The sequence below is a fragment of the Arthrobacter oryzae genome, assembly GCF_037911235.1.
Lineage (GTDB): Bacteria > Actinomycetota > Actinomycetes > Actinomycetales > Micrococcaceae > Arthrobacter > Arthrobacter oryzae_E.
Map to the genome: position 1 here is coordinate 1 of NZ_JBBLYW010000057.1, position 7,331 is coordinate 7,331.

The window sequence follows — 7,331 nt, forward strand, 5'->3', positions numbered from 1 at the left end:
GTGGCAGCAGGTAGTTTTGAAACATGAGCACCAGGAACACCGGCACCACCAGTATCAGGACCACTACCAGTACCAGCACGTGGGACACCCGGCCGCGGGCGGCCTTCGACCTGGAAACCACCGGCCGCAACTCGCGCGCCGCCCGTATCGTTACTGCGTCGGTCACCGTGGTGGATGCCGATGGAAATGTCATCAAGGAGCATGAGTGGCTCGCGGACCCTGGTGTCGAAATCCCCGCCGAAGCCAGCGAAGTCCACGGCGTGACCACGGAACGTGCCCGGCAGGAGGGCCGACCGGCGGCGGAGGTAACGCGCGAACTGGCCTCGGTGTTGCAGGGATTGTTCGACGACGGTGTCCCTGTTATCGCGTTCAACGCCAGCTATGACTTCACGGTGCTGGCCGCAGAGTCAGCCCGCTACGGCATTCCCCAGCTGCACCGCTTCCCCGTTCTGGACCCCTACGTCATGAACAAGCAGGTGGACCGGTACCGCAAGGGCAAACGGACCCTGACCGCACTGTGCGAGGAATACGACGTCAACCTTGACAACGCGCACACCTCCGCGGCGGATGCCCTCGCAACGCTCCGGATGCTGGACGCCATGGCCGGCAAGTTCCCCAAACTTCGGATGGCTGCGGGCCAGCTCCATCAGCTGCAGGTCGGCTGGGCTGCCAGCCAGGCCGCGGACTTCCAGACCTATCTCCGCAAGACCAAGCCCGCCGCCGTGATTGAAGGCGAATGGCCCGTCCTCCCTCCTGAAGACGCCAGCAGGGGCGACTTCTAGCACGCGAGGCCATCGGGGCGCCGGAGCCGGCAACGGCCCCGGCACTGGGATGAGGATCACAGCGGCCTGGCGGTCCTGGGGCCGCGAGGTTGGACGGGGGCAATTTTGCAGGCCGAGGCAAGGCTGCACGAGCAACCGGGTAACAGCTCTGTGGGACAACTTTATGCAGGAAATTACCCGCACATCCGAACATCATGCGGAAGTGACTCACCGAGGCGTGCGCTGACATAATTAAGTTCACATGCGTGCTTGTGCTATGCCCTGCCCGAGGCCAACCTCCTGAGGATAAATGATCACAGTTACCGACCTTCGCAAGGTCTACCGCCAGGGGAAAAAGGAAGTGGTGGCCCTCGACGGCGTCACTCTTTCCGTTCCCAAAGGTTCCATTCACGGAATCATTGGCCATTCAGGCGCCGGAAAGTCGACCCTGGTGCGTTGCCTCACGCTGCTGGATCGTCCCACGTCCGGCTCTGTCAGCATTGACGGCACGGAACTGAGTTCCGTCAAAGAGTCCGAGATACGTGCGGCACGGCGCCGCATCGGCATGGTGTTCCAGCATGCCAACCTCATGGACTCGCGCACTGCCGCGGGTAACGTGGCGCACCCCTTGGAGCTCGTCAAGACGCCGAAGGACAAGATCCGCACCAGGGTCACGGAACTGCTGTCCCTCGTGGGGCTCGAAGGGTTCGAGAACGCTTACCCCTCCCAGCTCTCCGGTGGCCAGCGCCAGCGCGTGGGCATCGCCAGGGCACTTGCCGCGGACCCCGATGTCCTGTTGTGCGACGAGCCTACATCGGCCCTGGACCCAGCGACCACGGACGAAATCCTCGACCTGATCCAGGACCTCACCAGGCGGTTGCAGCTCACCGTGCTCATCATCACGCACGAAATGAACGTCGTGAAGCGGGTCTGCGATTCGGTATCCCTGCTGTCGAAGGGCCGCATCGTGGAACACGGCGCCCTCAAGGACGTAGCCGGTGACCTCGAGAGCAAACTGGCCAAGGCACTCCTGCCGCTGCCGGCATCCGAACCACTGAAGGGCGCACTCCAAGGCGGACCGGTCCTGGAAATCCTCTTTGCCGGCGACAACGCCAGAGAACCCGTAATCACCGGCGTTGCCCGGCACTTCGACATCGACTTGAATGTCCTGGCCGGCAGCGTCGAGACACTGGGCGGCCAGCAGTTCGGGCACCTCCGTGTGCAGCTCGCCGAGAACGCAGACTACGACGCCGTACTCGGCTACCTCCACCAGCGCGGAATAGGCGCAAAGCTGGCCGCCACCAATGCAGCAGCCAACGACGCTCTGGAACCCGGCGCCCTGGAACCGGACGCTGAATTGAACGACGCGACGGGAAGGAACTCATGAACGACATCTTCAGCAACCCCGTCCTTGCCAAGGCACTGCCCGAAGCAATCGTTGAAACCCTGCAGATGGTCGGAATATCGGCCTTCTTTACAGTGCTGGTCGGCCTGCCCCTGGGCGTCTTCCTGCACGTCACGGCGCCGGGCGGCCTGCGTCCGATGCCCGTCACGAACCGGATCATGAGCGACGTCATCGTCAACATCACCCGGTCCATCCCGTTCGCCATCCTGATGGTGGCGCTCATTCCCCTGGCTCGCCTGCTGACCGGCACGAGCCTTGGCCCCGTTGCGGCCTCGGTTTCGCTGTCCATCGGCACCATCCCCTTCTTTGCCCGCCTCGTGGAGACGTGCCTCCGGGACGTCCACCACGGCAAGATTGACGCCGCCCAGGTCATGGGCTCCACCAAAATGCAGGTCATCAACAAAGTGATGCTGCGCGAATCGCTCCCGGCCCTCGTAGCCGCCACAACCACCACCGTGGTCACGCTGGTGGGATACTCGGCCATGGCCGGCCTGGTGGGTGGCGGAGGACTTGGAAAGCTGGCCTACAACTACGGCTTCCAGCGGTTCGATGTCACGGTCATGATCGTCACCATCGTCCTGATCATCGTCCTCGTGCAGGTCATCCAGCTCGTCGGCGAACAGATCGCCCGCAGCCTCGACCATCGCTAAACCCCGGGCCCACCGCTAACCCCGGCTCAGCCACCACGTATCAGCCGTAGCCTCACGGCCACGGCATCTTCACAGCAGCAGGTAGCCGCCCGCTGCATCTGTGCCGGAGTCGGCGCCGGGCGGAAGCCCGCCGTCGAACTCCATGCAATTCGAAAGGAAACGCAGCCGATGCGTAAATCACTCTCCCTCCTGGCCACCGGCATTGTCACCGCCCTGGCACTGACTGCCTGCGGCGGTTCGTCCAGCCCCGGCGTAGAGGTCACGACCCTTGACCCCGCGAAGCCCGCCACCCTCACCGTCGGCGCCAGCCCGGTCCCGCAGGCGAAAATCCTCGAGTTCCTCAATGAGGACCTCGCTCCGAAGGCCGGCCTGAAGCTGGACATCAAGGAGATCGAGGACTACCAGACGCCGAACACCGCGCTGAGCGACGGCTCCCTGGACGCCAACTACTACCAGCACCTTCCGTGGTTCGAGGACCAGGTCAAGACCAAGGGCTACAAGTTCGGCCACGGCGAAGGCGTTCACATTGAGCCGTATGCCGCGTTCTCGGAGAAGGTCAAGGACATCAAGGACGTTCCGGAAGGCGCCAAGGTTGCCATCACGAACGATCCGTCCAACCAGGTGCGGGCCCTCAAGGTCCTCGAGGTGGCCGGCCTCGTCAAGGACATCAAGGACGACTCCTCCGTGCTGACGCTCACCGACGAGCAGAACCCGAAGAAGCTGAAGTTCTCCGAGAACCAGCCTGAACTCCTGATCAACGACCTCAAGGACCCCTCCGTGGACCTGGCCCTGATCAACGGCAACTTCATCCTCAAGGCCGGCCTGAGCACCCAGAACGCCCTGGCCGTTGAGTCCGTGGAGAACAACCCCTACGCGAACTTCCTGGCCTGGCGCGAGGACTCCAAGGATGACGTCCGGATCAAGAAGCTCGACGAGCTGCTGCACTCCCCCGAGGTGAAGGCCTTCATCGAAAAGGAATGGCCCAACGGTGACGTGACCGTGGCTTTCTAAGCCCTGCTGCTTAAAGCACTGATGGCACCCGCCCCGGCGGGTGCCATCAGTGCTTTAAGTGCCTTACAGGGCCGCAGGCACCGCTGCCGACGCCGCCGCCCGCGCCGCGGCGGGAAGCGCGTCGAAGATCCGGTTCATGGCGGCGTCGTCGTGGGCCGCGGACAGGAACCAGGCTTCGAAGACCGACGGGGGCAGGTAGACCCCGGAGTCCAGCATTGAATGGAAGAACGGCGCATACCGGAAGACTTCCTGTCCCTGGGCGTCGTCGTAGTTGTGGACGCCGCGGGCCGAGGTGCCGAAGGCCACCGAGAACAGGTTGCCGGCGCGCTGGATGGAGTGGTCCACACCGGCAGCGTCCAGTGCCGACGACAGTGCCGAAGAGAGCTCCAGCGAGCGTGCGTCGATGAACGAGTAGACCTCGGGGGTGGCATGGGTCAAGGTGGCGACGCCGGCAGCCATGGCCACCGGGTTTCCGGACAGCGTCCCGGCCTGGTAGACCGGCCCGAGGGGCGCAAGGTAGTCCATGATGTCCGCCCGGCCGCCGAGGGCCGCGGTCGGCATGCCCCCGCCGATCACCTTCCCGAAGGTCAGCAAGTCCGGGCTCCACGGTTCGGTGGCGTCGGCCGCCCCGCCCGTGAGCCCCCAGTACCCTGAGTAGCCCGTGCGGAAACCCGTCAGGACTTCGTCCACGATGAGCAGGGCGCCGTGTTCGCGGGTAATCCGTGAAAGTCCGGCGTTGAATCCCTCGCCCGGCGTGACCACACCCATGTTGGCCGGCGCAGCCTCCGTGATGACGGCGGCGATGTTGCTGCCGTGCGCGGCGAAGGCGGCCTCCACCGCAGCGAGGTCGTTGTAGGGCAGCACCAGGGTCTCGGCGGCGGTGGCCGCGGTCACGCCGGCGGAACCTGGCAGCGCCAGGGTGGCGACGCCGGATCCGGCGGCGGCCAGGAGTCCGTCGAGGTGGCCGTGGTAGCAGCCGGCAAACTTGATGACCAGGTCCCGGCCGGTGAAGCCGCGGGCCAGGCGGATGGCGGTCATGGTCGCTTCGGTGCCCGTGGAGACCATCCGGACGCGTTCCGCGGCGGGAACGCGTTCCCTGACGATTGCTGCCAGGTTGGCCTCGTCCGGTGTGGATGCACCGAAGGAGAGTCCGCGGTCCACGGCGGCGTGGACCGCTTCGAGCACGGCCGGGTGGGCGTGGCCCAGAAGCGCAGGCCCCCACGAGCACACCAGGTCCACGTACTCGGCGCCGTCGGCATCCGTCAGGTACGGGCCCTTGGCGGAAACCATGAACCGCGGTGTTCCGCCTACCGAACCGAATGCCCGGACGGGAGAGTTGACCCCGCCCGGCATGAGTTGGCGTGCACGGTCGAAGAGTTCCTCATTACGGGGAGAGCTGGAAGTCATGTTCCTATTCTTTCAGTTTTCGGGTGCGTGCCCGGACAGGAGCTCGGCCACCCGGGGTGCCACCACGGTGCCGAACAGTTCGATACACCGCATCATGGAGGCGTGCGGAAGCGTGCCATTGCCGTACTTGAGGTCGAAGCGGTCAACGCCCAGACTGCGTTTCAGCAGGACGATCTTCTGCGCCACCGTCTCGGGCGAACCCACGTACAGGGCTCCTTCCGGCCCGCACATGGCATCGAACTCCGGCCTGCTCGCCGGACCCCAGCCACGCTCGGCTCCGATCCGGTTGCGCTGCGCCAGCCAGTGCGGGAAGAGCTCCTCGCGGGCGGCTTCGTCCGTATCGGCGATGTGGCCCGGCGAATGCGTGGCAATCTGCTGCATCGGATGGCCGTACTTGGCCATTGCCTCGCGGTACAGGTTGACGAGCGGCGCAAAGGAGCGGGGCTGGCCGCCGATGATGGCGAAGATAATCGGGTAGCCGTACTCGGCACACCGCAGCACGGACTCCGGAGTGCCGCCAACCCCGATCCAGGCCGGCAGCAGATGGTGCTCCAACGGCGGAAAGACGCTCAGCCCGTTGATGGGCGGACGGGTCCGTCCTTCCCAGTGGACCGGCTTCTGGGCGCGGACCTTGTCGAAGAGCTCCAGTTTCTCCTCGAACAGCACCTCGTAGTCCGCGAGGTCCAGTCCAAACAGCGGAAACGATTCGATGAACGACCCGCGCCCCAGCATGACCTCCGCGCGGCCATCGGACACGGCATCAACGGTGGAGAATCGCTGGAAGACACGGACGGGGTCATCGGAGCTGAGCACCGTCACGGCGGATCCGAGCCTGATGTGCTTGGTCCTGGCCGCCGCGGCAGCCAGGAACACCTCGGGTGCCGAGACGGCGAAGTCCCGGCGGTGGTGCTCGCCCACGCCAAAAGCATGGAGTCCGACGTCGTCCGCCAGTTCCGCCTGCTCCAGCAGCTGACGCAGCACCTGCGCATGCGGCACCGGGTGCCCGTCGGGGTAGACCCCCACATCGCCGAAAGTGTTCAGCCCCAGCAGGACCTTCCCCGGGCCGACGGGGGCAGTGACTGGCGCGTCGCTCATCAGGACTCCTTCAGCCAGCCGGCGAGCTCGGAGGCCCAGTACGTCAGGACCATATTGGCCCCGGCCCGCTTGATGCCGAGGACGGACTCGGTGATGGCCGCACGGCGGTCGATCCAGCCGTTGGCGGCGGCCGCCTCGATCATGGAGTACTCCCCCGAGATCTGGTAAGCGGCCACGGGCACGGAGCTCATGGCCGCGACGTCGGCGAGGACGTCGAGGTAACTCATGGCGGGCTTAACCATCACCAGGTCGGCGCCTTCGGCCAGGTCCAGCTCCACCTCGAGGATGGCTTCGCGGCGGTTGGCGGCATCCATCTGGTAGGTGCGCCGGTCCCCCTTGAGCTGCGAATCCACTGCTTCCCGGAACGGGCCGTAGAAGGCGGAGGCGTACTTTGCGGCATAGGCCACCACGGCAGTATTGACATGGCCGGCATCTTCGAGCGCCTGCCGGATCACGCCGATCTGGCCGTCCATCATTCCCGACGGGCCCAGCATGTGCGCCCCGGCGTCAGCCTGTGCCACCGCCATCGCTGCGTAGATCTCCAGCGTGGCGTCGTTGTCCACATAGCCGTTGGCATCCAGCACGCCGCAGTGGCCGTGGTCGGTGAACTCGTCCAGGCAGACATCGCTCATGACCACCAGTTCATCGCCCACCTCGGCGCGGACGTCCCGGATGGCCTTGTTGAGGACACCGTCGGGATCGAGGGAGGCGGTGCCCTTGGCATCCCGCTCGGCCGGGATGCCGAAGAGCATGATCCCGCCCACGCCCAGTTCCACCGCCTCCGCAGCCGCGCGCTTGAGGGAATCGGTGGTGTGCTGCACCACTCCGGGCATGGAGGCGATCGGGTTGGGTTCCGTGAGTCCCTCGCGGATGAACGCCGGAAGGATCAGTTCCGGTGCCGCCAGGCGGTTTTCGGCTGTCATCCGGCGCATGGCCGGAGTGGTGCGGAGCCGGCGGGGGCGATGGGTCGGGAAGCTCATGTTCTGTCCTTCTCGTGGGTCT

Annotated in this window: 7 protein-coding genes; 4 read left to right on the forward strand and 3 right to left on the reverse strand. The window is 65.5% G+C overall.

All coding sequences use genetic code 11. The annotated features are described in order from the left end of the window. Window positions 1-23 precede the first annotated feature (23 nt). The 4 genes from WMN78_RS16010 (at window position 24) to WMN78_RS16025 (ending at window position 3,827) form a co-directional block, all read left to right on the forward strand. Complete coding sequence (locus WMN78_RS16010; RefSeq protein WP_340534719.1) at window positions 24-782, forward strand: 3'-5' exonuclease; 759 nt, start codon at window positions 24-26, stop codon at window positions 780-782. Window positions 783-1,071: 289 nt separating this feature from the next. Then, entirely contained in the window at window positions 1,072-2,148 is a 1,077-nt protein-coding gene (locus WMN78_RS16015; protein WP_340534720.1) for a methionine ABC transporter ATP-binding protein, read from the forward strand. After that, a complete protein-coding gene (locus WMN78_RS16020; RefSeq protein WP_340534721.1) occupies window positions 2,145-2,816 on the forward strand; it encodes a methionine ABC transporter permease in 672 nt (223 codons plus the stop codon). The genes WMN78_RS16015 and WMN78_RS16020 overlap by 4 nt, the downstream gene beginning before the upstream one ends. A 168-nt stretch (window positions 2,817-2,984) precedes the next feature. Further along, complete coding sequence (locus WMN78_RS16025) at window positions 2,985-3,827, forward strand: MetQ/NlpA family ABC transporter substrate-binding protein (protein WP_340534722.1); 843 nt, start codon at window positions 2,985-2,987, stop codon at window positions 3,825-3,827. A 63-nt stretch (window positions 3,828-3,890) separates the two neighbouring features. Here WMN78_RS16025 and hemL read toward each other — a convergent pair whose 3' ends face one another. The 3 genes from hemL to hemB are packed head-to-tail and all read right to left on the reverse strand — an operon-like array spanning window position 3,891 to window position 7,309. Beyond that, window positions 3,891-5,234 carry a glutamate-1-semialdehyde 2,1-aminomutase gene (hemL, locus tag WMN78_RS16030; protein WP_340534723.1) on the reverse strand — a complete coding sequence of 448 codons (1,344 nt, stop codon included), beginning with the start codon at window positions 5,232-5,234 and terminating at the stop codon, window positions 3,891-3,893. A 12-nt stretch (window positions 5,235-5,246) separates the two neighbouring features. Continuing rightward, a complete protein-coding gene (locus WMN78_RS16035; RefSeq protein WP_340534724.1) occupies window positions 5,247-6,329 on the reverse strand; it encodes an LLM class flavin-dependent oxidoreductase in 1,083 nt (360 codons plus the stop codon). Continuing rightward, window positions 6,329-7,309 (reverse strand): porphobilinogen synthase, encoded by a 981-nt coding sequence (gene hemB, locus WMN78_RS16040; protein ID WP_340534725.1) that lies wholly within the window; start codon window positions 7,307-7,309, stop codon window positions 6,329-6,331. The genes WMN78_RS16035 and hemB overlap by 1 nt, the downstream gene beginning before the upstream one ends. Between the last annotated feature and the right edge of the window lie 22 nt (window positions 7,310-7,331).

Excerpts from the sequence above, each read along its gene's own strand:
- WMN78_RS16015 (WP_340534720.1), top strand. The coding sequence starts at position 1,072 with ATGATCACAGTTACCGACCTTCGCAAGGTCTACCGCCAGGGGAAAAAG.
- WMN78_RS16020 (WP_340534721.1), top strand. The coding sequence starts at position 2,145 with ATGAACGACATCTTCAGCAACCCCGTCCTTGCCAAGGCACTGCCCGAA.
- WMN78_RS16010 (WP_340534719.1), top strand. The coding sequence starts at position 24 with ATGAGCACCAGGAACACCGGCACCACCAGTATCAGGACCACTACCAGT.
- hemB (WP_340534725.1), bottom strand. The coding sequence starts at position 7,309 with ATGAGCTTCCCGACCCATCGCCCCCGCCGGCTCCGCACCACTCCGGCC.
- WMN78_RS16025 (WP_340534722.1), top strand. The coding sequence starts at position 2,985 with ATGCGTAAATCACTCTCCCTCCTGGCCACCGGCATTGTCACCGCCCTG.
- hemL (WP_340534723.1), bottom strand. The coding sequence starts at position 5,234 with ATGACTTCCAGCTCTCCCCGTAATGAGGAACTCTTCGACCGTGCACGC.
- WMN78_RS16035 (WP_340534724.1), bottom strand. The coding sequence starts at position 6,329 with ATGAGCGACGCGCCAGTCACTGCCCCCGTCGGCCCGGGGAAGGTCCTG.